Below are 22,632 nucleotides of genomic sequence, written 5' to 3' on the forward strand. Positions count from 1 at the left end.
GAGACAGCGTTGAACTTTAGGAGCAACCGGATAAGGAGAATCATTATAGTACTCTCCCCGTCCGCTCGTCTTTAACTACTGGGCAGAGGTCGCACCAACTAGGACACTATCGTTCGAGACTTTTTCATGACTGTTGCAACTCAAAAAACTCAGCTTAGTTTTGATTGGGCTACCTTCCTCTTTATGGTGGCGGTTCATGTAGGCGCGCTGTTTGCGCTGCTACCCAGCAATTTCAGTTGGTCAGCCGTTGGCTTAGCGGCAGTTCTGTACTGGGTGACAGGCGGACTGGGAATTACCCTGGGCTGGCACAGAATGGTGACTCACCGCAGTTTCCAGACGCCCAAGTGGTTAGAGTATCTACTTGTGTTCTTTGGAACGTTAGCGGTGCAAGGCGGGCCTATCTGGTGGGTGGGGTTACATCGCCATCACCACTTACACTCTGATGAAGATGTCGATCATCACGATTCTAAGAAGGGATTCTGGTGGAGCCACATGGATTGGATGATTCACGATGTCCCTGCTGTTCAAGAAATTCCGAAGTTCACAAAGGACATTGCAGACGACCCAGTTTACAAGTTTTTGGATGATTACTTCTTGCTGATTCAAGTAGCGCTTGGAGTTGTGCTGTACTTAATCGGCGGCTGGTCATTCGTCGTGTGGGGCGTGTTTGCACGTTTGGTGCTGGTTTACCACTGCACCTGGTTGGTGAACAGTGCAACGCACAGATTCGGCTACCGTACCTATGACTCAGGCGATAATTCCACCAATTGCTGGTGGGTGGCGCTGTTAACCTATGGAGAAGGATGGCACAACAATCACCACGCTTATCAATACTCTGCTCGTCACGGCATGAAGTGGTGGGAATTTGATATGACCTGGATGACGATTCGGCTGTTGCAGGCGCTAGGCTTGGCAACCAAGGTGAAGTTAGTTGAGAACACGGAAACGCCATCATAACGGATGACCTGTTCTTAACGGTTTAATTGAGTTGGGTTGCGGCGATGCTGTAACCCAATTTTTTTCGGTTGCGATCGCGATTGAGTGTCGCAACTTGTTCCTACTGATCTACTTCCTACTGATCTACCCCTGTCCCATGCCTTGAATAATATGCTTCATTGTTGTGAAGGACTCTAACCCGATCAATCCTCTGCGATGACCTTTCTGATTTGACATGCCGAGAAAAATGGCATCCCCTCGCTTCGGGTTGCGATAGAACCGGGGCGACGCATTAATGTAGGTCGAAGCACTGTAGACTCCCAGCGCAAACCGCCGGCTTTCTTGGTAAGACTCTGTGACAAGACAATCGGCATGACCGCTGCTGTGCTGATTAATCCAATCGATCGCTTCTCCCATTCCATCCATCGCCTTAAAGCTAATCACGCGATCAAGATACGCTTGCGACCACTCTGATTCTTCAGCCAAGATTAGGTCTGGAAACTCCTCGACAAGTTCTGCATCGCCGCGAAGCTGAAACCCCTTTTCTCTCAAGCTATTCCATAACATCGTCACCGACGACGGATTTTGCCGCCGATGAATCAAGACTTTCTCGATCGCATTCACTGGGTCAGGCTCACTCTGGTGGCTGTCTAGAATCATCCATCGCGCCATGTCCAAACTGCCCGATGACGACCAATATAGATAGCAATTCCCCATGGTTGATCGCAGGACTGGAGCAGTCGCTTGACGAACCACCTGCTGGACTAAACCAGGTCTGCCATAGGGAATCACTAAGTTCAAGTAGCGATCTTGAGTGACTAATTCTCGAATCGAAGTGCCTTGTTCAGCGGGTAGAAGTTGCAAACTTGCGGTTGGGATGCCTGAATCTTCCAACGCACCCCTCAAGGCTTGAGCAATCACACTATTAGAATGACTCGCTTCACTACCGCCCTTGAGAATGAGACAGTTGCCAGTCTTGATACACAAGCCCGCTGCGATCGCACCGAGTTCGGGGAACGCCTCATAGATGAGAGCAATCACACCCAGAGGCATTAACTGCGAATAGGTCTGACACTGATCAACCTGAAAATTTCCAGTCATCACCCGACCGATGGGATCGGGTAGCTCACTCAAGCGCTCTAGAATTTGAACCGCCGTCTGTAACCGCTCTGGAGTCAGCTTTAGCCAGTCCAGCAACAGGTCTGGAACCGCCATTTCGCGGCTAATTTCCAGGTCTAATGTATTCGCCTCTAAAATTTCATTCTGTTGGCTCTTCAGAGCATGCGCCATGGTTTGAACGGCATGGCTGCGGGTGAGTCCGCTAATATTTGTGACGTCCCATGACACAGCATAGGCCTCTCGCAAGGCTGCCAATGGGTCAATCGCTCCCTCCAAAGATGCTTCAGTCATCGGGCTACCGTCGATAAGCTAACCAAACCATAAGCGCAGGCAAAATCGCCAGCACTAACGCCACAATCGCCCACAAGATTATATGCGCTCCAGAGGGAGAATGGAGGGCTACGGGTAGCCAAATGCTCAGCAGCACCAGTAATATCCCTAATGCCAAGGGCAAATAGCTATCTCCTAAGCCGGGATGAACGACGTTCCATTGCTGCCCTGTCCAGCGCCACGATCGCTTGTAAGGATAGGTCGTAGACAACTGTTCAATCACATAGCCGTTGTCTTCGACAACAAAAATTTGCTGACAGCGAGTGCAGCCAAAGGCTTCAGTTAACGTAATCGGAGTCAAGCGTCCTCGACGCCGACAGGGACAAGGATAATCGGTGTTAAATTCGATTTTGTTCGGCTTTTGTGTCTGCACGAGTAATACAGAAACCAGAGTTTCTTAAAGGGATTGAGCTAAAGTTGCGATGGGTTTCGTCAAGCTCTGCGAGGGAGTGCAGAGCAACGTCTAGAGGAGCGCAGTAACTTCTATAACACGGTCTTTCTACAACACGGTTCAAACTGGCTAAATGACACTAGAGGTTAAAGGACGCTACTCGCTATGATGAAAATCTTATCACTCTCGCTTCGATGACTGACCCTGCCTTAAGATTCACTTGAGATTGTGAGCGCAGTTTGTTTCGTTCAATTCCTAATCTAATTCTTAATTCATGGCTAAGCAATCAAAACCGTCAGAACGCAAAGTTTGGTCTGAGTTTGGAGACTCGCCAGCCACAGAACGGGCTGTACCAGATTTGCCGCCGTCTCAGCAGGAGGTGAGAATTCAAGTGTCGCGCAAAGGGCGAGGCGGGAAAACGGTGACGGTGATCACAGGGTTTCAGCACAAGCTAGAGACGCTAACCAATCTGGCGAAGACGCTAAAAGCGCAGTGCGGCACAGGTGGCACCGCGAAGGAGACCACGATCGAGATTCAGGGCGACCACGCTCAAAAGCTGTTGCAAATCTTAGTTGGATTGGGCTACAAGGCCAAAGTTAGCGGGGGCAAGTAATGGTTATTACGATTTTTCTAGCTGCGAGTTGATTTAAGAGTTGTGTAACAAATTATCTCTGATTCTCGTTTCGATGCGAGAGTACTCAGTAGTTTCAGGGATAACTTCACCGTTGGGGTGGTTCACGATGCAGCTTTTTCGACAATTTTTTCGAGTGTTTGAAGCGCTGGCGCGGCAGGTAGTCAGGCCAAATTCTTTAAAACAGACGGGCTTGGGTTTCATTTTTGTAGTCACCGTAATTGGCGTTTTTTCTGTCAAATCGACCACGGCCCAAGTTCGGTTTACGGACATTCAAACTCACTGGGCGCAACCTTGTATCGAAGCCTTGGCCCAAAGAGAAATCATTGGTGGATTTCCAGATGGACGGTTTCGCCCAGATGAAACAGTGACCCGATCGCAGTTCGCCGCGATTGCCGTCAAGGCATTTCCGACAATCATCAGTTCCCCTTCCCGTCCAGCGATCGCCTTTAAAGATGTCCCTTCAAACCATTGGGCAGCCGAGGCCATTCAAAAGGCTTACCGCGCCAACTTCTTCTCTGGATTTGGGGATCAAACGTTTCAACCAGATCTCAAAATCATTCGGGCGCAAGCTCTGACCGCTTTAGCTAGTGGCTTAAAGGCGGCACCGTCGCAGTCTGTGGATCTATTCAAAACGTATAGCGATGCGGGGGCGATCCCAAACTATGCAGCGGGAGCGATCGCATCGGCCACGCAAAAAGGATTAGTCGTCAATTATCCCAACGCTCAACGATTAGAACCGACCAAACCCGCTAGTCGCGGAGAAGTTGCTGCGCTGGTATGTCGTGCCCTACCAGAAACCGCCGGATTAGTCTCTTCAAAATATCTTCCCTCCACGGTTGCAAAACGTGAGATTCGTGGCGTTTGGCTCACTAATATTGACAGCGATGTCTTATTCGATGCGACTAAGCTTAGCAATGCTGTCACTGAACTGTCTCGCTTAAACTTCAATACGCTCTACCCTGTCGTCTGGAATTGGGGCTACACGCTTTATCCCAGCCAAATTATGAAGCGAGATCTGGGGTTTGACGTTGACCCAAGAGCGATCGCGGCAGGACTACGATCGCGAGACATGCTGAAGCAAATTATCACTGAAGGACATCAAAAGGGACTAGCGGTGATCCCGTGGTTTGAATTTGGCTTTTTTGCTCCCAAAGATTCTGAACTCGCTCAAAAGCACAAAGATTGGTGGACAACGAAGCAGGATGGCTCAGTAGACGGTGATCCCCGAGGATTGGACGGTCGCCAAATTCCGATCTGGTTTAACCCATTGAAGCCGGAAGTCCAAAAGTTTATGGTGGATTTAGTTACGGAAGTTGTGACCAACTATGACGTAGATGGCATCCAATTCGATGATCATTTTGGCTTGCCTGTGGAGTTTGGCTACGACGCTTACACGGTGAAGCTTTATCAGCAGGAACACAACGGAAAGTCGCCGCCAAGATACGATACGGCTCGCTGCGATCGAGCGGGCATGAAAGATTCGTGCCCAGAATTTTTGGCAAAAGATCCCCAGTGGGCAGAATGGTTACGTTGGCGATCAAATAAGATCGAACAAGTCTTGAAGCAAGTTTTTCAAGCCGTTAAAGCCCGTAAAAGTAACGTAATCATTGGGTTGTCTCCCTTAGATCTGCCCTACGCCTATGAACGTGCAATGGTGGATTGGCATAAATGGCAGCAGGATGGACTGATCGAAGAGCTAATTCCACAAATTTATTTTCAAGGGCAAAAATTTGTCGATCGCATCGAGCCTGCAACGCATCCAGAACTGAAACAAGCCCGCGATCTCATTCCCACGGCGATTGGGATTCTGAGCGGCTTATCCGGAAACCCGCGATCCATTGACGAACTCCAGCGACAAGTGCAAGCTGTGCGCGATCGCGGCTACTCGGGCATGTCGTTCTTTTTCTATGAAACGCTTTGGAACAAATCGCCCGAACCGACTGATGTGCGAAAAGCGGGTTGGCAGTCTCTATTTTCGATGAAAATAGAGCGAGCGAAATTGTGATGTAAAGCGACGAGGCAAGACATTTAATCGTTAGCAATAGATTTGATAGATGTAGCGGATGATTCCTCTTTTTCATCTGCTACCAAATCTGTTGCCACTTTTCTCAACAGGCAATTCGTTCTATCAAGGCTGGCTTTTCCCACGGCGCGAGCTTAGGCATTCCCAGCCCAAACCCTTGACCTAAATCTACTCCGATCTCTCGGCAAAACTGAATATCTTCGGGCAATTCCAAACCTTCTGCCAACACCAAAATTTCTAATTCATGAGCAAAATGTAGCAAACTCCGAACCATCACCTGTTTAAGCTCGTAGCGGCTGCACTGATGCACCAACCGCCGGTCGAGCTTGATTACATCCGGGCGAAACTGAGTGCAGTAGTGATCGATCGCAACGTTACTTGCTAAATCATCTAACGCCAGTCCAAAACCCATGTCTCGAACTTGCTGAATCAGTTGTGGCAGATCGGGATGATCTCCAAGGGCTTCTACTTCGGTCAGTTCAAACACAATTTGCTCGGGGCGCAATCCTAGATCGAGGACTTGCTGACAGTTTTCTCTAAGAGAATTGGGATCTTGCGCGATCGCGTTAGGTAAAACGTTAATGAAAAAGGTGGGGCTAGGCTCAGATCCACTAAGCTGCTGACATACTTTGCCTAACGCATCCAAGCAAGCCGTTCGAGCCACGTTGTCAAACTCTTGGGTCATATTCATCTGCAATGCCGCTTCAATCAATTGCTGACCCGTAAATTCTTCGCCTCGCGCTCCCTGCGCCCGTGCCAAACATTCATGCGCTACGATTCGTTCTGATGCAAGATCGACAATAGGCTGGAAATTAAAAAATAAGCCCTGCTGGGTTAAGACTTGTATAAACCAAGCATGTTTGATTAACAGGGTTAAGTCTCGCAACGATTGAGCATTGAGAAACTCAATCAGAAATGCTTTGGAATCGAGTGGCGATCGTGTCAAGATAAATCGAGAATGGCATTGCCCATCATCTGGCAAATACTGACTAATTTTTAGAAATAGCTCCGGAACGGTAGTTTCTTCAACCGTACAATAGAGCAGTTGAGGAACCATCAGAACTTTCTGAAAGCCCAATTGGTACAGGGCAGGATAGGCTTCCCCATCGCTCGGTTGCACAATTAGTTTCAAAGAATCATTTAACAGGCTCACGTTTCGCACAGCTAACCGTTTCCTTTGCCTATAACATAAATTCACGCCACATACTAAGAGCTGCTGGCTCAAAGATGTATTAGATAAACAACATACATACTGCTTAAACCGTGTGTTGTGCTGTTCGCTAGCACACCTTACTGTACTTAGGTTCTTACTTTACTTAGTAAAGGGCCTCACATTTGTACTTAAGTTCTTACTTTACTTAGTTAAAGGGTCTCATATCTGTACTATATATGAGCATATGGTGGCCAGAGAGCGTTGAAGTCCCGATTGGTAAACGTAAAGCATTACTCCAACAGCGTAATTACGCCTTCAGAGTAATGTAAATTATTTACTCAAGCAACTTTTCATGTGCCGCCAGCAACATAGCTTATGATTCAACCTTCTTCATTGTGTGAAAACTTAGCAGAATCAAAAGATTTGTTAAGTTTTTCTACACTATTGCAACAACTGCTCGATCGTGAATCTTTATCGCTAGAGCAAGCCGCGTTTCTGATGCAGGGCTGGCTAACCGACGCGATTCCACCTGCTCTATCGGGCGCACTCCTAGTGGCGATTCAAGCCAAAGGCATATCAGCCTCGGAACTCGCAGGGATGGCACAAGTCGTTTATGCTCAAGCTGCTTCCCCCATCTCCTCTGCTCCGCACTCCACACCGTTAATTGATACTTGTGGAACCGGCGGCGATGGCGCTTCAACCTTTAATATTTCAACGGCGGTTGCCTTTGTCGCGGCGGCGGCAGGGGTTCGAGTGGCAAAACATGGCAATCGATCGGCATCAAGTCGGGTCGGGTCGGCAGATGTTTTAGAAGCGTTGGGCATTCATTTGAGCGCGTCACCGGAAAAGATTCGAGCCGCGATCGAGGCGGTCGGCATTACGTTTCTCTTCGCTCCGGGCTGGCATCCTGCCCTTAAAACCGTTGCGCCATTGAGACAGCAATTAAAGGTAAGAACGATTTTCAATTTGTTGGGTCCGTTGGTCAATCCCCTGCGTCCGACAGGACAGGTGATTGGAGTGTTTGATGCCAGCTTGCTCGACGCGATCGCAGGGGCACTAGACCAACTCGGCGTGAAACAGGCGATCGTGCTTCATGGCAGAGAGCGATTAGATGAAGCGGGCTTGGGCGATTTGACCGATCTAGCGGTTTTATCGAATCAGCAGGTTCACCGCATTAGTCTTGATCCCCAGCAATTTGGATTGGTCTCTGCATCGTTAGATGATCTAAAAGGCGGCGACGTAAATACAAACGCAGAAATTCTGCAAACCGTCCTGCAAGGAAAAGGAACGCCTGCCCAGCGAGATGTGGTTGCTTTCAATGCAGCTCTAGCTCTACACGTGGGAGAAGCGGTTACGTCCTATGAGCAAGGCATCGCTCAAGCTCGCGACATTTTAGACTCTGGCGCAGCCTGGGAGAAACTCAACCAACTCGTCGCATTTCTAAAGTAGTAGAGAAGTAAAAAAGTGGAAAGAAGTCTTGCCCGCTTATTCATCTAACTCATTTATTCTTCTGACATTGTGCAAATTCCACCACATCCCGTTTGATCGAGAGGTCACAGTCTCCAAATAGATCGTGACCGAGTAGCCCGATATCCAGTGGGCCGATCGAGACTGGCACATCCACGATCGTATTATTTCCTACCGCAATCGAGCGAAGAAACCCGATCTGCACGTTTGCGACACCTGCGGCAGTTTGGGCTTTGGTTGTGCCAACGACTTTGACGCCCAAGCGCTCTGCCATTTCCTCATTAATCATCGTGCTAGATGCGCCTGTATCGACCATCATTTCATAGCGCTGACTGCCGTTAAACACCACATCAATCACGGGAATTCGGTTTTTACGATATTTAATCTTGACGCGATAAACGTTGTCTCCCTCGCTATAACTCGGTGCTGACTCCGCTTTGCTGATCGGTGGGTCGATGCTAAACCCCGGATCAATAACCTTGATATTCTCCTTGCCCATTCCTCTGGCCCGACGTTCTGCTACGACAAGGTTGCGCTGATACTCTCGAAGTTTTTGAATCGCAAATTTTTTATTGGGATCAGCGTTAGGCACTTGTTTGAGCAGCGCGATCGCGTCTCGCCACCGTCCGATCACGAGTTCCCAATCTTCTGGCGACTGAGCCGATTCAGTAATGCTCTTTGCACTATCTGCGCGGTCCATTGCCAGTCGATAGCTCTCATCTTGAGGCGTCTCCTGAGGCGCAGGCGTCTTTTCTGGTACAGTCGGTTTAGCTTGTGGCGGTTTTACTTTGGCAGAATGCACCTGACTACACGCCAAGTTGCTCAAGGCAAAAACGCCTGCGATCGCGAGTAGGAGTGTGCCAGCGCGAAAAGACTTGGGCATGGAGTGACATCAGATAGGGAGAGTATTACCTTAAGAGTTCCAAAAATCAGCAGAACACCATCATCCCCTCGGCGAATCCGTCTACTCTTTACACATTTCCCAACAAACCCCGTTGCCACCCCCCGGAAATCAAAAACTCGTGGAATAATGAGGGGAATTTATCGTAACTGTGCTATGTCTCTCACTGCCGCTCAACCTGCATTACTTGTCTTAGCGGATGGCACGACGTATTCGGGCTTTTCGTTTGGGGCTACGGGAACTACCCTTGGAGAAGTTGTGTTCAATACGGGCATGACGGGCTATCAAGAAGTGCTGACCGATCCAAGCTATCGGGGGCAAATTATTACGTTTACGTACCCGGAGTTAGGCAATACGGGCGTGAATCTGGAGGATGAAGAATCGAATGCCCCCCATGCTAAAGGAGCGATCGCTCGCAACATCTGCGATCGCCCCAGTAATTGGCGATCGACGCAATCATTGCCAGATTACTTGAAGCAGCATAATGTCGTCGGCATTTACGGTATCGATACCCGTTCTCTGACTCGCAAGCTGCGCTCTGTTGGGGCTATGAACGGAGCCATCTCGACTGACGTTCTTGATCCGTCGGAATTATTAGAGCAGGTGCAAGATGCGCCCAGCATGGCGGGATTAAACTTAGTCAAAGAAGTGACAACGCCAGAAGTGTATGAATGGTCAGAAGTTACCGACAAAGAGTGGGAATTTAGTCCTACAGCACTACCCGATGGTTTAGAACTGTTGACGGTTGTGGCGCTTGATTTTGGCATTAAGCGTAATATTCTTCGTCGGTTGGCGAGTTATGGCTGTCGTGTGGTTGTTGTTCCAGCGGACACCCCGGCCGATGAGATTCTCAAGCATAATCCTGACGGCATTTTTCTATCGAACGGACCCGGCGATCCGGCAGCCAATTTAGACGGCATTGCAACCACAAAAGCGCTATTAGAAGCCCAAAAGCCTGTGTTTGGCATTTGTATGGGGCATCAAATCTTAGGGCTATCTCTTGGAGCAGAAACGTTTAAGCTCAAGTTTGGGCATCGCGGGCTGAATCAACCGGCGGGACTGAAGCAGAAAATCGAGATTACCAGTCAGAATCACGGCTTTGCGATCGCTGCTGACTCGTTGCCCGATACCTCGGTCGAGGTGACGCATTTGAATCTGAATGACCAAACGATCGCCGGATTGCGTCACAAGACGCTTCCCCTATTTTCTGTTCAGTACCACCCAGAAGCAAGTCCAGGTCCCCATGATGCGGACTACTTGTTTGAGGAATTCGTTAAAGCAATGCGGGAAGGGCGGTAGAAGGGATGAGGGATGAGCGGAGGTCCCTAGCAACGCTTAGCAGCAACAGGTCATGACGGTCGGGTGGGTGATGTTGTAGACCTGTGCTTGAACGATCCATCCTTGATCCAGCCCTTTAGAGGTAAATTGTTCGTCTTTACAACACGGCATTGAAGCTGATCAACAGGTCTACACCACTACTGGGCTATCTGAATCAAGTTACACCTATCCAAGTGCCATCACCATTTCACGTCTCATCCCTTTTTCAATTTCCTTCCCTGGTAGTAGCAAACTGCCTTACAAGAGTGTATACTTAAGCCTCGAATTCATAGATTTCATGTCAGCGCTAGGAGGGAGCTATTCCTGAGCAACTTACCCTAACAGTTAGTCTAAGAGGCACACGAGAAGTTAGGGATAATTATCAATTATTTCGCCTTACAGGTCTGTTGGATGCATTTTCTGAGCCAACCTTCCGCAAGGTTTTGTCAAAATGTGTTGATGATGGTCCAAGAAATGTCGTACTCGACTTGTCTACTATCGATTTCATTGATAGTTCCGGGCTTGGCGCATTAGTACAGATTGCTAAGAAAGCTCAGTCTGCCAGTGGTACGATGCAAATCGTAACCAACCCACGGGTGACGCAAACCGTCAAATTAGTACGCTTGGAGAAGTTTTTGGCGCTACAACCCTCCGTGGATGTGGCGATTGAGAATATCAAGTCCGCCTAGATTTGGTTTAGATCTAAAGAGCCGCTATCTATACTTAGATAGTCGGTTTTTTAGTGATTTGAAGAGCAGTCAGGTTCAGAGCGGGTAGGGTGTTGGAACAACACAGAAGAGCAGTGGATAATAATTCAGGGATCTCTAACAATCCCTCTCCTTTCATTATTGGCAGTTACTTAGGTTTACGGCTCAGTGCAAACCAATCTGTGTCTTCTGCTCAAGCTCAATGTCTTGCCCCTGCTGCTTTAGCCTATTTGGGCGACGCGGTTTATGAGCTCTACATCCGTCAGCATTACCTATTGCCCCCAAAACGATCGGACACTTATCATCGTCAAGTCGTCGCTCAAGTCCGCGCCGAGCAACAGGCAGACCACCTGCGATCGCTGCTGCCTCACCTAACCGAGATCGAACAAGAGATTCTCAAACGCGGTCGCAATGCTGCTTCTAACCGCCCAAAGCGGCTTAATCCCGAAATTTATCAACAAGCAACAAGCCTCGAAGCACTGGTAGGTTACCTTTACCTCACCGATCCATCGCGCCTTCTAGAGTTGTTGAGCACTCTAAAATTGGACGAAGAGATAAAGGGATAACCAGGGAAAGGAAATTAGACGCTAGAATCGATATCTTGCGATTTCAAGATTCGGCGTCTTAGATTTCCATCGCAACTGAATACCTCTTCACCGTTGACTGGTTTCTTTACCGTCGACCGATTATTCACTCTGTCAGGAAAAATTACTATGGCTACCGAGAAGCGCAACTTTAACTCCCCCAATCGGTCAGGTAAGAAACCTAGATTTAAGGGCAAGCGTCCCATTGTTGGCGGTTCGCGTCCTAGCGCGCCCACCCTGCGGCGAAAGCGCTTTGATGACGATGCACCCCGCGATCGCTCCGATTTTTCTGACAACTACTCGGAGGAGCGGGATGTGCGCCGTGAGAGCCCGAAAAAGCGCTCCGATCGCAGTTCTTCAGCATTTGGCAGAGCGAATCGAGAGGGCCAGCCAGAACGCCGATTTGACGAGCGTGGTGGCGGCTATCAGGGCAAACGAGATGCGCGTGACGGGTCGAGAGAGCGGCGGGACAGCAATTCTTCAGAGTTTGGCGGAGCCAGTCGCGGCGGGTATGACAAGCGCGATGGTCGGCGTCCTGAATCGCGAGAGCGGCGACCTGAGACGGGTGGCGGCAAGCGATTTGACCGGGATGAACCTCGGAACGCGTCACGAGAGCGACGATTTGAGGGCGATTCTCGCCCAAGTTCTGGCGATCGACGATTTGGTAAACCTGCTCGCTCGCCCCGTCCTGAATCGCGAGAGCGGCGACCTGAGACGGGTGGCGGCAAGCGATTTGACCGGGATGAACCTCGGAACGCGTCACGAGAGCGACGATTTGAGGGCGATTCTCGCCCAAGTTCTGGCGATCGACAATTTGGTAAGCCCGGGCGAGAGTTTCGCGAGGGCAAACAAGATCGCTACGGAAGCTTTAGCGGTGCCAACAAACGAGACTACGATCGCGCCTTAGATGCCGAGGTTGGTTCGCCGTTTGCAGAAGCAGAAGAATCTCTCGATCTGCTGTATGGACGCCATACGCTCCTATCTGCCTTGGAGGGCGATCGCACCTTAAACAAAATTTGGGTTACTTCTAGGCTCCGGTACGACAGCCGCTTTCATGGGTTGTTGAATCAAGCGAAAGCGAATGGTGCCGTGATCGATGAAGTTTCCCCTCAGCGATTGGATCAAATTACTCATCGCGCGAATCATCAAGGCATCGCCGCTCAAGTGGCAGCCCACGAATACTTGGAGCTAGGCGATCTGATCGAGCAGGCAAAAGCCGCTACCGATCAACCTGTGATTATTGTCGCCGATGGCATTACTGATCCCCACAATCTAGGGGCAATTGTTCGGACGGCTGAAGCGCTGGGAGCGCAAGGACTGGTCATTCCTCAGCGTCGTGCAGTGGGTGTCACTTCTACTGTGATGAAAGTGGCAGCAGGTGCGCTAGATAAGCTTCCGATCGCAAGAGTTGTTAACCTTGCTCGAGCTTTAGATGATCTCAAAGCAGCCGGATTCTGGATTTATGGAACCGCCGCCGAAACCAGTCAGCCAATTCATACTGTGAAATTTGCCAAAGCTTCTGTTTTAGTGATTGGTGCGGAAGGAGAAGGATTAAATCTTCTGACTCAAAAAAGTTGCGATGTCCTAGTGTCTATCCCCTTACAAGGTGAGACTCCTAGCCTAAATGCTTCGGTTGCCGCAGGGATGACACTTTACGAAGTGTTTCGGCAACGTTGGACAACAACGATTCATCTTGATTCAGTCAAGCCAACATGATCCCCAATGCGATCCCTGCATGATTTGGACACAAAGACGATTGCAAAACGAAATGCAAGGCAGTATAAAGAAATCTGTGCTTGCATTTCGTTTGTAAGTCATAGTAGAGCAGAGGTTTTTTTGGGCAACCTCGTTTAGTGTGAAACGTAGTACTAGGTTTTTGATCAAACTTCAAAACGTTCACAAACAGTTCTGTAATGTAAGTGGCATTTGATCTTATGAACGAACTTCTGACAACTCTTCTAGATGCGGTTGGACTGGCTTGGTGGGTTGAAATTAGAACAGAGAACCCACGCTGCATCTACTATTTTGGTCCGTTCCCTGCGCAGAAAATGGCAGCGTCAAGTCAAGGTGGATACGTGGAAGATTTAGAGCGCGAAGGGGCACAAAACATTACTGCCAAAGTAATGCGATGCAAGCCGAAGAACTTGACCGTGTACGATGACAAAAACGATCGCGTAGTGCCCTCTGGGATTTTGAGCGGTCAGTTTTAAGCGAGGCGACAAACATCTGATCAGAGGTTTCCGTGCTCCTCTGCAAGTTCTATGCAGTTGCGCCAATCGCCTCTGGATGCCACTCCAGCCAGTGATCAATGTCTTCTAAAATCTGAGTCGGGATCTCCCACGGCAGCAAATGTGCCGTATTCGGGTAAACCTTTGACTCGCAGTTCGGCAAGGCTTCCGCCGTTTCTAGGCTAGAGATCGCGCTGATGTGCCGATCTGCTTCTCCTGCCAGCATTAGACACGGACAATCAATCTTTTCATATCCCTGAACGCGAGTGTAGCCTCCTCGCATCGCTGTATTGAGCGCCCGGTTTGCTGCTGGCGACGTATTCAGGAACGCGTAAATGGCGTCGTCTGCAATGTATTGATAGGCAGACGGCGTATGCTGCTGAATCAAGTGGCGAAACAGCGATCGCTTCGCAAAGGTTTCAATATTCCAATCCCATCCTGGCTTGATCGAGTTAATAAGCGCCGCGATCCCGGTATACACATTATCCTGTAAACTCACGGGTGGGTGACCGCTCCACGGACGCCCTGCCGTTGCAACAAGAATTAGGCCGCTAAACCGTTTTGGATATTTGACGGCCAGTTCCAGCGCCAAGATTCCACCCAATGACCAGCCTAAAATGAGACCGCGCTCTATGGCATAGCGATCGAGTACCCGCTCCAAATCGTTCAGATGATCCGTCATGACAAAATCTTGACGCGTCTTACTTTGACCATAGCCTCGCAAGTCCGGCGCGATCGTCCGAAATCGCTTAGAAAGATGCTGAGTAAATACCCGCATACTGCGCCCCGATCCCGGATGCCCGTGCAGACATAAAATTGGATATCCCTGACCTTCAACCGTTACATTTAGCTCCAATCTATTTCCCTCCTATCCGCTAACCCTCATCCTTCAAGCTCCACAGTTCGCTTTCCCTCCTATCCGCTAACCCTCATCCTTCAAGCTCCACAGTTCGCTATCATTAAATCGAATTGCTCAATGAAAGATGAAAGGATTGTGAGCCATGTCAGACGAAGAGACCAAGCGCCCAGACGATGCGGAAACCAAGCCGCCTACCACCACCGAGCAGATAGACTCAACTGCTCAGATGGCGCCAGATGTTGTAGACGAACATATCAAGGGCACAGGCGATCCTGCCACTACCGATATTCCGACTGCGAATGCGCCTGATCCCGACGCTGTAAATGCTGAGGACAATCCTAACGCAACGGTTCCAAAAGTTGCGAAAACCGCAAAGCCTGATTCTCCATCTGATAAAGCTGTGAAAGCAGCGGTAGAGACTGCTGAAGAGACAGTTGATAGCGCACCGGACGCTGAAAAACCTGCTGCCAAGGCGAAAGCTGCCAAAGCGGCGACGGATGGTGAAAAGCCTGCGGCTAAGGCCAAAGCGGCGGCAGATGGCGAGAAGCCAGCTAAAGCCAAAAAAGAGAAGCCGCCCGCGTTGGAAGATAAGCCGTTTACCCAATTTATTCAGCAACACTATATTCCTGCCTTGAAGAAAGGACTCGAAACGATGGGCGCAACGTCGCTCGATCTCTCGTTTGAAAAGCGAAAAATTCCGATCAAAGGCTACAATCAGTCTCCGGAATGCTGGCAGATTGTTGGCAAGTGGCAATCCAATCAGAAGCAGTTGCGAGAATTCAATATCTTCTTCTTCGATGAAACGATCAATGGATTGAAAGGATTTTCTTGTGCAGAAAGCAATCGCTTCAGCACCATGGAATCTTTTCTCATCGATGAGCGCCGAGTCACGTTAGATCTGCTGGTCTATGGAGCGGTGCAGCGTCTCAACGGGCAGAAATGGCTCACGAGAAATTAAGGGAATTCTGAAGACAAGTTAACTTGAATACGATGGAGCGCGATTAGATTTCTAATCGCGCTTTTTCATGAAGAGCTTTTTCATGAAGAGATATGAGGGATTCAACGGCTACGATAATTCTTTGAATTCATATAAAACAATCCCGGTTTCGGGATCGTTGCTGACATCGACATACCCGCTCTTTAGCATGTCTCCTAGTAAAGCTTCGATCTCAATAAATCCAATTCCGGTTGCCATTACCCCTTGCGTAACTGAGAGTTTGCCGCCTCTGGCATCCGCTGCTTTCAACAAATCAATCAGGATCTGCTGCTTCGAGAAGCGAAGCCCCAATGGATCTGCGATCGGAGTTTGAGCAAGCGCGACTGCCTGAATCTGAGGCACAGTTCCCTGACCGCTACCTAACCGAGCATTATGCGACTCCACCATCTTTGGAATGAAGATTAGATCTGCTAGCTGACCGACCCCAAACAATCCCCAGGTAAACAGCCATAGCAAACCTGTGCGGACTTCGCCGTTATACAAGCGGTGCAGTCCTGCAAAGCCTAGCAGTCCTCCTAACCACAGAACATAGGTAGTGCCAACTTTGTTCATAGATTCTCAGCGACGCTTCAGAGACTACTATGAACAATCATAAAAACTTTACGCAGGATTCGCCAGAAACTGACACTGCAAGCCCTGAAACTCCGTATTGCGAAATGTAAACATCTGTTGCAAGTCTTAACGCGATCACAGAAATTTCCTTGCAGCAAGCTTGGTACACTGAGGGACGTAACTCCTACTCTGTGGTGAACTTATCGCCACTTTGCCAGAGGAAACCCTTATCAAGAGCGATCGGATACTCATGGTAGATTCCCTTAAAAAACCTAGCTTTGAAGAACTGCGCCCTGGAATCAAAGTTCCAGCGAAAGAGACCATTCTGACGCCTCGGTTTTACACCACCGACTTTGAAGAGATGGCGAGAATGGATCTATCGTGCAACGAAGATGAGATTCGGGCCCTCCTCCAAGAGTTTCGCACCGATTACAATCGCCATCACTTTGTGCGGGATGCTGAGTTCGAGCAATCCTGGGATCACATTGATGGTGAAACCCGCAAAATGTTTGTGGAATTTCTAGAACGCTCTTGCACAGCTGAGTTTTCTGGCTTTTTGCTTTACAAAGAACTGTCTCGCAAGCTCAAAGACCGTCATCCCCTCTTAGCTGAAGGCTTTGCGTTAATGGCACGGGATGAAGCGCGTCATGCAGGCTTCTTAAACAAAGCCTTGTCAGACTTTAATCTGTCCTTGGATTTGGGTTTCTTGACCAAGAGCCGCAAATACACCTTCTTCAAGCCGAAGTTCATCTTCTACGCCACCTACTTGTCTGAGAAGATCGGCTACTGGCGCTACATCACAATTTTCCATCATCTCGATCAGCACCCTGAAGATCGGCTCTATCCTATTTTCAAATTCTTTGATAACTGGTGCCAGGACGAGAATCGCCATGGTGACTTCTTTGATGCTGTTATGCGTGCCCAGCCTCAGTTTCTAAATGACTGGAAAGCGAAGTTGTGGTGTCGATTCTTCCTGCTGTCTGTGTTCGCAACGATGTACTTGAACGATATTCAGCGCTCAGGCTTCTACGAGTCGCTGGGCTTGAACACCCGTGAGTTTGAGTATGAAGTGATTGAGAAGACCAATCAAACCGCTGGTCGCGTCTTCCCCGTCATCCTGAACGTGAAGCATCCAGATTTCTACAAGCGGCTGGAAACGTGCGTTCAGAACAACGAGAAATTGAGCGAGATCGCGGCTAAGCAAGGCTCCAAACTCACAAAAACGCTTCAGAAGTTACCGTACTATTTCTCTAACGGCTGGCAGTTGTTGAAACTGTACACCATCAAGCCGATTGATATGGTTGCGACACACGGAAAAGTTCGTTAAGACCAATAAATCCAAGTTACCCCTTGGTGATGGCGGTTCTGTTAAGGCAGAGCCGCTTTTTTAATTTTAAAACTTCAAGAATTGTGCTGGATAGAACACTCAACAGTCAGTATGATGCATCAGGTTGGATGCAGGTTCTGAGTGCGGGGCGCGGATGAAACGAGTTTTAATGGCATGGCTAGGAGTGTTAGTGGGAACAAGTCCAGCGTTGGGAGATGAACTAACCTCCCTCGATCTGGATCCTCAAATCATTCAAAATAGCCCTGTGCTGCAACGATGGTTAAAAAAAGTTCCAACAGTGGCTGACGACATTCAGAATGATCCCAGCTTTCGGACTCGGGCGCGGATAGGATATTTGCGATTTTCACCAGAAGACGATCCAGGGCTGGCTCTGGGGATTGAAGATCTGAGGATTGGTAAAACTCGACTGACCGTAACCGCAGACTATCAAACAACATTTAAGGGACGAAGTGCGATCGGCGCAAACTTAAACTACTATTTGCGTCCTCTAGGAAGCTATGTCAATGTCGCTCCGGTAGTTGGCTATCGGCATCTAGAAACCGATCGATACTCTACAAGCGGCGCAACTTTAGGAGTTCGTGTTCTACTCGTACTGTCGCGAGGCGGCGGAGCAGATATTGCGTTAAGCCAAAGTTGGGTGGCTCCTGGAAGTGATTCGGAGGTCGGGCTCTCAACACTTTCGTTTAGGTATGCCGTGACGCATCACTTAAGAATTTCGACTGATCTTCAGCGGCAGAATTCTCGGCAGGGGCGCGACGATCGCATCGGAGTAGGTTTGGAATGGATGCCTTGAAAGGGTAATCAAATCGACTTGCAATTGGCGTTGCCAAACTCTAAAGGATCGCGGTTTAATTCTGCTCTAAGTCTCGATACAATGGAGGCTGTACTTTACTGGGTTCAGATTGTGACGACTACACCGCTTTCTCCCAACCGAAACAGTGTCTCTTCGGAAAATCGCCCTGATGCACTAGGAAGATTTGGTAAGTTCGGTGGTAAGTATGTTCCTGAAACCCTCATGCCTGCTTTGACCGAGTTGGAGACCGCGTACAAGCACTACAGCCAAGATCCAAGCTTTCAAGCAGAACTTGGAGGACTACTCCGCGATTATGTGGGTCGCCCAAGTCCGCTCTACTTTGCAGAACGTTTGACCGCGCATTACGCGCGACCTGATGGCACAGGCGCACAAATTTATCTCAAGCGAGAAGACTTAAACCACACAGGCGCTCACAAGATTAATAATGCGATCGCGCAAGCTCTCCTGGCCAAACGGATGGGCAAACAGCGCATCATTGCTGAAACCGGAGCCGGACAGCATGGCGTTGCTACGGCAACAGTGTGCGCTCGATTTGGTTTACAGTGCGTGATTTATATGGGCGTCCACGACATGGAGCGGCAAGCCCTTAATGTGTTCAGGATGCGGCTCATGGGTGCAGAAGTGCGTCCTGTGGAAGCGGGCACTGGAACGCTCAAAGACGCGACCTCTGAAGCGATTCGCGATTGGGTGACAAACGTTGAAACCACGCATTATATTCTCGGTTCGGTAGCAGGTCCTCATCCCTATCCGATGATTGTGCGAGATTTTCACGCGATGATTGGTGAAGAAACCCGCGCTCAGTGTCAAGAAAAGTGGGGCGGTCTGCCAGATGTTCTACTCGCGTGTGTTGGCGGCGGATCTAACGCAATGGGCTTATTTCACGAATTTGTTGGCGATCGCTCCGTTCGCATGATTGGCGTCGAAGCCGCAGGACATGGAGTTGAAACCGAGAAACATGCGGCAACATTAACGAAAGGACGAGTCGGCGTACTACATGGCGCAATGAGCTATCTGCTACAAGATGAAGATGGTCAAGTCATTGAACCCCACTCGATCAGTGCGGGACTAGACTATCCGGGAGTTGGACCGGAACACAGCTACTTGATGGAGACAGAACGAGCAGAATACTACGCTGTGACCGACGAACAGGCATTGACTGCATTCCAGAGATTGTCGCAATTAGAAGGCATTATTCCTGCTTTAGAAACGGCACATGCGATCGCGTACCTCGATAGTCTCTGTCCTCAACTAGAAGGCAGCCCTCGCATTGTGATCAATTGCTCGGGCCGAGGGGACAAAGACGTGCTGACCGTCTCTAAAATGTTGGATCCCTAACTGAATCTATTGTGGAGACTGCAACATTTGGATCGGGATGCTTTTGGGGCACGGAAGCTGCTTTCCGCGCCACCAAAGGCGTCGTTTCAACATCGGTCGGCTACATGGGCGGGCACTTCGAGAACCCAAGCTATCTAGACGTTTTATCTCGAATTACCGGACATGCAGAGGTGTGTCAGGTCGACTATGATCCAAACGTCGTCAGTTATGCCGAACTGCTAGAAGTATTCTGGCGCATTCACGATCCCACCAGTTTGAATCGACAGGGAGCCGATCGTGGTGAGCAATACCGATCGGTCATCTTCTGTCACACCTCTGAACAAATACAAACCGCTACACAGTCACGAGATGATCTGAGTCGCTCCGGCAAATACGAGAAAGAAATCGTCACTGAGATTCAGCCCGCGTCCGAGTACTGGTTGGCAACAGACGATCATCAGCAATACTTTGAGAAGAAGCAAAAAGCGCGACCCGTTTAAAGCTCTGACTTCGTATCAGGCGCGATCGTAGTGCCATCGATGCCAACCGAAACCTGATTATCTTTGATTAAATCACTCAGTTCATTGAACTCAATTCGCATATCGTTGCAGGCTTTTTCAAGTTCTGCCCGGAAGGTGTTGAGGTCACTGCCATAGCCGCACAAATTAGCAGCTGTCTCGACGCCTTGTTTCGCGTTAGCTCTGGCACAATCCACCAGATCGGTTCCGTGAAGGGGTGTAGGAGAAGCCATAAATTACTCCCTATCTATTTACTTGGTAGCTAGTATTGGCGAGAATGTGCGATCGCGCTACTGGCTTTTGATGGATTAAAACTCATCCGCAGGGCTGAAGGATACCAAAAAGCGCCCGAAATGCAATTCCAGGCGCTTGTGCACTATTGCGGCCCGAAGGTTCTTAAACGCTTACTGTAGCGGGTTCGCGCATCATGGACGCGATCGGATCAGTAATACCAGAACCATACACTTCACAAGAATTATTCGGGCTCTCAATCAGCTTCACTTTATAAAGCTGCGCTCCAATTTTGCTAATTGGCGCTTCCAGCAAATCGCGAATGTGAACTGCGATATTTTCTGCCGTTGGAACCACTTTCTCAAAATAAGCAATGTCCTTATTTAGGAAAGTGTGATCAAACGGTTCAACAACAAAATTATCCACTGCTTGTTGAAACGCGACCAAGTCTGCAATCATCCCCGTACGCGGATCAATGTCTCCTTTAATCGTCACTTCCAAGTGGTAGTTATGACCGTGACCATTGGGACGAGCGCATTTGCCGTAAATCTCGCAGTTTTGCTCAAAGCTCAGGTCGGGGCGAGCCAAACGATGAGCGGCGCTAAAATGCGTGCTAATAGTAAGATAAGCTTCCATATTGGTTCCTAAGTAGTCAGCCCAAAGTTCAGGATGTTCATAGACTCGAATGCGAACGATTGGTAGCTGAGGAGCAAGTCGATGCCAAATCGATCGTGCAATATGTTCGGTGGTTGGCAGAGTCTCCTGAAACTCTGTCCAAGTCTCGTTGAGAAACGAAAAGTCTAACTGACTGGTAACTTCTTTCTTGATGACGTGCTTTACATCCGACAGGTTAAGCACCATGCCATATTCGTCTAGATCGCCCAGCATTGAGACATAGAGAACATAGTTGTGTCCGTGCCCAAGATGGCGAGCGCAGGCTCCGAACCGCTCAAAATTTTCGGCTTCACTCAGTTCTGGCAAATAGTACCGATGACTTGCCGAAAACTGAGCGCGGCGATCGATGATGCATTTCATAAACAGGTTAGGGAAGAGCGCAGAATACTGAGAGTAGAGATAAATTTCAGCCAGAAGATATTAAGTTTGTTGAACTCACTTCTCTAGAATACCGAAATAATTCACAACTCGTGACTCGTCGTTCAGAATTTAGGCAACCCAGCAGCAACGTTGATTCCCAATTTTTGATTCCCAATTTACTTTCGACACCACCTGCGATCCTTCGGAGCTTCGCAAAGCGAATCGCTAGCAAGTAATGCACGTGGCTGGAACCGCCTGATATTCTCGAAGGCTTCCTTTCCCCGTCAATTAACGGGAGTTGTGAAGCCAAAAATAAGCGAATCCTAGCGTCAAAAGCGTGAGCGGCAACCCAAAACGGAGATGCTCTGAAAATGAGAGCTTGTACCCAAGACTTGCTGAAGCGTGAACGACAATCAGATTAGCAACCGAACCAAAGATCGGCTGAGCAAAAAGACAATCATTTTTGCATCAATCGCTCGCCACGCCTCTTCTAAACCAATTGATCCCACTCCAATTAGCAAACCAGACCCCACCAGCGCGATCGTCGCCCGATTCATCCGCAAACCTGGAAAATAGCCCAACGCCAGACCCAAAAAAGCAAATCCAAGAATCAAATCTTCCTCTCATAGCCCCACAATCACTTCTTCATGCCTCATCCTTCTTCTCTAGTCGGTTCTCCCCCACGTCTTTCGACAGTTTTCCACACCAGACTACTCCGCCATAATTTGACATTATAAATACATCAGATGAGGGACAAAAAACATGAAACTTCCGTTCTACGACTGGTATCGCAACACAATTCGCAACTCCAAGTATCGCTGGCTGATCATTCTGGGTTCCCTTCTTTACATCTTCAGCCCGATCGATCTGCTACCTGACTTTGTTCCCTTAATTGGTCAGATCGATGATACTGTTGTGCTTGGTTTACTAGTTGCTGAGATATCGACTGTATTAATGGATCGTCTCAAAGCGCAGAAAACAGGGGAAACCGCTTCCATGAATGGAGAAACTGCATCGGCAGATACGGTAGATGTTAATGCAACGAAAGTTGGTTAATTCAGAGTTAGTTAATCAAGTTTAGTGAGTTGATTGAGTTTAGATTCCAATCCAATAGCAGTTCCAGAGGCGTTGCACAAAGCGCCTCTTTGCTTTTAAATGAACTCACGCTGTTCTA

Annotated in this window: 24 protein-coding genes; 15 read left to right on the forward strand and 9 right to left on the reverse strand. The window is 48.9% G+C overall.

What is annotated here, in order from left to right; translation table 11 throughout:
* The first annotated feature begins 126 nt into the window (after window positions 1-126).
* Complete coding sequence (locus AC5I6P_RS21915; protein WP_495695888.1) at window positions 127-957, forward strand: acyl-CoA desaturase; 831 nt, start codon at window positions 127-129, stop codon at window positions 955-957.
* 123 nt (window positions 958-1,080) lie between these two features.
* Here the strand turns inward: AC5I6P_RS21915 and AC5I6P_RS21920 are convergent, their stop codons facing one another.
* A complete protein-coding gene (locus AC5I6P_RS21920; RefSeq protein WP_495695889.1) occupies window positions 1,081-2,346 on the reverse strand; it encodes a glutamate-5-semialdehyde dehydrogenase in 1,266 nt (421 codons plus the stop codon).
* A gap of 4 nt (window positions 2,347-2,350) precedes the next feature.
* Window positions 2,351-2,758 (reverse strand): hypothetical protein, encoded by a 408-nt coding sequence (locus AC5I6P_RS21925; RefSeq protein ID WP_495695890.1) that lies wholly within the window; start codon window positions 2,756-2,758, stop codon window positions 2,351-2,353.
* A gap of 292 nt (window positions 2,759-3,050) precedes the next feature.
* Between AC5I6P_RS21925 and AC5I6P_RS21930 the strand changes: the two genes are divergently transcribed.
* On the forward strand, window positions 3,051-3,389 hold the full coding sequence (locus AC5I6P_RS21930; RefSeq protein ID WP_495695891.1) for a translation initiation factor: 339 nt from the start codon (window positions 3,051-3,053) through the stop codon (window positions 3,387-3,389).
* A 127-nt stretch (window positions 3,390-3,516) separates the two neighbouring features.
* The gene (locus AC5I6P_RS21935) at window positions 3,517-5,415 is read left to right on the forward strand and encodes a glycoside hydrolase family 10-like protein (RefSeq protein WP_495695892.1); all 1,899 of its coding nucleotides are present in this window, start codon (window positions 3,517-3,519) and stop codon (window positions 5,413-5,415) included.
* A 103-nt stretch (window positions 5,416-5,518) separates the two neighbouring features.
* Here the strand turns inward: AC5I6P_RS21935 and AC5I6P_RS21940 are convergent, their stop codons facing one another.
* Window positions 5,519-6,595, reverse strand: coding sequence for an EAL domain-containing protein (locus tag AC5I6P_RS21940; RefSeq protein ID WP_495695893.1), 1,077 nt, complete (start codon window positions 6,593-6,595; stop codon window positions 5,519-5,521).
* A 366-nt stretch (window positions 6,596-6,961) separates the two neighbouring features.
* Between AC5I6P_RS21940 and trpD the strand changes: the two genes are divergently transcribed.
* Window positions 6,962-8,035 (forward strand): anthranilate phosphoribosyltransferase, encoded by a 1,074-nt coding sequence (gene trpD / locus AC5I6P_RS21945; protein WP_495695894.1) that lies wholly within the window; start codon window positions 6,962-6,964, stop codon window positions 8,033-8,035.
* 49 nt (window positions 8,036-8,084) lie between these two features.
* On the opposite strand, the gene AC5I6P_RS21950 is transcribed toward trpD, so the two are convergent.
* Window positions 8,085-8,936, reverse strand: coding sequence for a retropepsin-like aspartic protease family protein (locus tag AC5I6P_RS21950; RefSeq protein WP_495695895.1), 852 nt, complete (start codon window positions 8,934-8,936; stop codon window positions 8,085-8,087).
* A gap of 174 nt (window positions 8,937-9,110) precedes the next feature.
* Here AC5I6P_RS21950 and carA point away from each other — a divergent pair, with 174 nt between their 5' ends.
* The 5 genes from carA to AC5I6P_RS21975 all read left to right on the forward strand — a co-directional run bounded on the left by carA (window position 9,111) and on the right by AC5I6P_RS21975 (window position 13,772).
* A complete protein-coding gene (gene carA, locus AC5I6P_RS21955; RefSeq protein WP_495695896.1) occupies window positions 9,111-10,253 on the forward strand; it encodes a glutamine-hydrolyzing carbamoyl-phosphate synthase small subunit in 1,143 nt (380 codons plus the stop codon).
* Window positions 10,254-10,591: 338 nt separating this feature from the next.
* Complete coding sequence (locus AC5I6P_RS21960) at window positions 10,592-10,960, forward strand: STAS domain-containing protein (RefSeq protein ID WP_495695963.1); 369 nt, start codon at window positions 10,592-10,594, stop codon at window positions 10,958-10,960.
* A gap of 113 nt (window positions 10,961-11,073) precedes the next feature.
* The gene (locus tag AC5I6P_RS21965; RefSeq protein ID WP_495695897.1) at window positions 11,074-11,544 is read left to right on the forward strand and encodes a Mini-ribonuclease 3; all 471 of its coding nucleotides are present in this window, start codon (window positions 11,074-11,076) and stop codon (window positions 11,542-11,544) included.
* Between the two features lie 147 nt (window positions 11,545-11,691).
* Window positions 11,692-13,278 carry a 23S rRNA (guanosine(2251)-2'-O)-methyltransferase RlmB gene (gene rlmB / locus AC5I6P_RS21970; protein WP_495695898.1) on the forward strand — a complete coding sequence of 529 codons (1,587 nt, stop codon included), beginning with the start codon at window positions 11,692-11,694 and terminating at the stop codon, window positions 13,276-13,278.
* 218 nt (window positions 13,279-13,496) lie between these two features.
* Complete coding sequence (locus AC5I6P_RS21975; protein WP_495695899.1) at window positions 13,497-13,772, forward strand: DUF1816 domain-containing protein; 276 nt, start codon at window positions 13,497-13,499, stop codon at window positions 13,770-13,772.
* 49 nt (window positions 13,773-13,821) lie between these two features.
* Here AC5I6P_RS21975 and AC5I6P_RS21980 read toward each other — a convergent pair whose 3' ends face one another.
* Window positions 13,822-14,646 (reverse strand): alpha/beta fold hydrolase, encoded by an 825-nt coding sequence (locus AC5I6P_RS21980; protein ID WP_495695900.1) that lies wholly within the window; start codon window positions 14,644-14,646, stop codon window positions 13,822-13,824.
* Between the two features lie 145 nt (window positions 14,647-14,791).
* Between AC5I6P_RS21980 and AC5I6P_RS21985 the strand changes: the two genes are divergently transcribed.
* Window positions 14,792-15,607 carry a DUF2996 domain-containing protein gene (locus AC5I6P_RS21985; RefSeq protein WP_495695901.1) on the forward strand — a complete coding sequence of 272 codons (816 nt, stop codon included), beginning with the start codon at window positions 14,792-14,794 and terminating at the stop codon, window positions 15,605-15,607.
* A 108-nt stretch (window positions 15,608-15,715) separates the two neighbouring features.
* Here the strand turns inward: AC5I6P_RS21985 and AC5I6P_RS21990 are convergent, their stop codons facing one another.
* The gene (locus tag AC5I6P_RS21990; RefSeq protein WP_495695902.1) at window positions 15,716-16,198 is read right to left on the reverse strand and encodes an NINE protein; all 483 of its coding nucleotides are present in this window, start codon (window positions 16,196-16,198) and stop codon (window positions 15,716-15,718) included.
* 250 nt (window positions 16,199-16,448) lie between these two features.
* On the opposite strand from AC5I6P_RS21990, the gene acsF reads away from it, so the two are divergent.
* The 4 genes from acsF to msrA all read left to right on the forward strand — a co-directional run bounded on the left by acsF (window position 16,449) and on the right by msrA (window position 20,174).
* Window positions 16,449-17,525, forward strand: a complete 1,077-nt coding sequence (gene acsF, locus AC5I6P_RS21995; protein ID WP_495695903.1) for a magnesium-protoporphyrin IX monomethyl ester (oxidative) cyclase — start codon at window positions 16,449-16,451, stop codon at window positions 17,523-17,525.
* 154 nt (window positions 17,526-17,679) lie between these two features.
* Window positions 17,680-18,339, forward strand: coding sequence for a hypothetical protein (locus tag AC5I6P_RS22000; protein WP_495695904.1), 660 nt, complete (start codon window positions 17,680-17,682; stop codon window positions 18,337-18,339).
* An 81-nt stretch (window positions 18,340-18,420) separates the two neighbouring features.
* Entirely contained in the window at window positions 18,421-19,695 is a 1,275-nt protein-coding gene (gene trpB / locus AC5I6P_RS22005; protein ID WP_495695905.1) for a tryptophan synthase subunit beta, read from the forward strand.
* 11 nt (window positions 19,696-19,706) lie between these two features.
* Entirely contained in the window at window positions 19,707-20,174 is a 468-nt protein-coding gene (gene msrA, locus AC5I6P_RS22010; RefSeq protein ID WP_495695906.1) for a peptide-methionine (S)-S-oxide reductase MsrA, read from the forward strand.
* Here msrA and AC5I6P_RS22015 read toward each other — a convergent pair.
* The 3 genes from AC5I6P_RS22015 to AC5I6P_RS22025 form a co-directional block, all read right to left on the reverse strand.
* Window positions 20,171-20,425 (reverse strand): hypothetical protein, encoded by a 255-nt coding sequence (locus AC5I6P_RS22015; protein ID WP_162422082.1) that lies wholly within the window; start codon window positions 20,423-20,425, stop codon window positions 20,171-20,173. The two genes, msrA and AC5I6P_RS22015, sit on opposite strands and share 4 nt — an antisense overlap.
* Before the next feature lie 163 nt (window positions 20,426-20,588).
* Window positions 20,589-21,458: a 6-carboxytetrahydropterin synthase gene (locus AC5I6P_RS22020; RefSeq protein WP_495695907.1), complete on the reverse strand. Its 870-nt coding sequence runs from the start codon at window positions 21,456-21,458 to the stop codon at window positions 20,589-20,591.
* Between the two features lie 413 nt (window positions 21,459-21,871).
* Window positions 21,872-22,072, reverse strand: coding sequence for a hypothetical protein (locus tag AC5I6P_RS22025; RefSeq protein WP_495695908.1), 201 nt, complete (start codon window positions 22,070-22,072; stop codon window positions 21,872-21,874).
* A 148-nt stretch (window positions 22,073-22,220) separates the two neighbouring features.
* Here AC5I6P_RS22025 and AC5I6P_RS22030 point away from each other — a divergent pair, with 148 nt between their 5' ends.
* Complete coding sequence (locus AC5I6P_RS22030) at window positions 22,221-22,514, forward strand: YkvA family protein (protein WP_495695909.1); 294 nt, start codon at window positions 22,221-22,223, stop codon at window positions 22,512-22,514.
* Window positions 22,515-22,632 lie beyond the last annotated feature (118 nt).

Source organism: Myxacorys sp., from assembly GCF_059501405.1.